The sequence below is a fragment of the Massilia timonae CCUG 45783 genome, assembly GCF_000315425.1.
In the GTDB taxonomy this organism is placed as follows: Bacteria; Pseudomonadota; Gammaproteobacteria; order Burkholderiales; family Burkholderiaceae_D; genus Telluria; species Telluria timonae.
In genome coordinates this window covers 1-1,640 of record NZ_JH992924.1, presented here as the reverse complement: position 1 = coordinate 1,640, position 1,640 = coordinate 1, and the positions used below count along the sequence as shown (strand labels likewise).

Annotated in this window: 2 protein-coding genes; both read right to left on the bottom strand. The window is 51.5% G+C overall.

Annotation, left to right across the window (positions count from 1 at the left end; genetic code table 11):
* Nucleotides 1–220: 220 nt before the first annotated feature.
* On the bottom strand, nt 221–919 hold the full coding sequence (locus HMPREF9710_RS15170) for an SEL1-like repeat protein (protein ID WP_157225624.1): 699 nt from the start codon (nt 917–919) through the stop codon (nt 221–223).
* Nucleotides 920–1,014: 95 nt separating this feature from the next.
* Nucleotides 1,015–1,640, bottom strand: a 626-nt coding sequence (gene istB / locus HMPREF9710_RS15165; protein WP_040776871.1) for an IS21-like element helper ATPase IstB, incomplete at its 5' end; no start/stop codon positions are given.

Genomic DNA, 1,640 nt, shown 5'->3' with positions numbered 1-1,640 from the left:
AGGCCCGAATCCTTGATCTCCTGTCGGATTTTCGGGGTGGTACGGGCTTGCGGGTGAATGCGTGAACTCATGCTGCCAACTCCTCCTGGTGCGATTGAATGCCGGGACTGCTGAATCCAGCAATCAAGTCGTCGAGCATAGCCTTTGCACGGAACAAAGGCCAGCTACGACGAGGAAAATGATCGCACGGAACTAAACACCTACCTAGCGAATCGTCTCGCTATTTAGATAGGCGCATGTTCTCAACAGCGGTGACGATTTCATAGTAGTCTTCAAATTTGATAAATCCGGCCTGTCTCCCACGAGCCGGAATGGATTCTAGCGGTCGTATATCTGAAGCAATATCCGCCAATACCCCCTTAATGAAGCTAGTGACAACTTTCATTTGGTTTACGTACACCGTATCAATATTATTTTTCGGCGGTTGCTTTTTTGGAGATTTTAAAAAATCTTGTAATAAAGCAACCCCTTCAGCTTCCTTGCCTTGAAAAAACATTAGCATGCCCCTAAGATATCTAGAACTTGACGAATGAATTGTCGCAAACTCATCTAACATGTTTTCCAGCAGATTAACCTGCTTGATCTTGAACATATTAATCAAGACTTCAAAGCCAAAGATGCTCATGTAGGCGAGATCGCACCCGCCATCGGCGGATACTATCAAGCAACGTAAAGCCTCGTTGTAATTACCTTCAGACATAAGATAGCCTGCCATTTCGTAGCACGCCCCGACATGCCCTTGGTTGTGTGCCATAGATAACCACAGCAGACAATTGTCATCCCTTCTGCCACTTAAAGCAGTACCAATCCAATACATTGCGCCAACGTGCCCGTTGCTCGCTGCCTTTAGAATTTCCTGAAGCTCTGCCATAGAGCGCTTGTGCTGTGCCATTAAAAGCGGAACGCATTTATCATTCATTTTCTTTTTGTCAACGGCGATTGAAAACTGATACAGATTTCGTCGTCCCAGCGATTTAAAACTGATACACCGCCGTCGCCGAACACCGTCCGTGTTCAGCCCATTTCTGCAACATCGCTCCCCCTCATCATCCCGGCCTGTCGCTGGTGCTTCAGCCGGTAGCTCTCACCTGCAATCGGCACGATATGCGCATGGTGCAGCAGCCGGTCGAGCAGGGCCGCGGTGAGCGTCGTATCCTGCGCAAAGGTCGTGTCCCATTGTCCGAACGGCAGGTTACTGGTCACGATCAGGCTGCTGCGCTCATACAAGGCCGCGATCACCTGGAAGAACAGGTTGGCCTGTTCCCGGTTCATCGGCAAGTAACCTATCTCGTCGATGATCAAGAGCCGATATGCCTTGATCGCGCGGTGCATCACCGCTTTCAAATTGTTCTGCGTATGCGCCGTCGTCAGTGCCAGCATGAGGTCGGCCGCCGTCGTGAAGCGCGTCTTGATGCCGGCCTGCGTGGCCTTGTAACCCAGTGCCATCGCCAGGTGCGTTTTGCCTACACCGCTCGGCCCGACCAGTACCACGTTCTCATGCCGCTCGACGAATCCCAGGCCGGCCAGCTCCTCGACTTGGCTGCGCTTTACGCCTTTGGCGAAGTCATAGTTAAATTCGTCCAGCGTCTTCACCACGGGGAATCCTGCCAGACGGGTCATCGTGTTTTGCTTGCGCACGT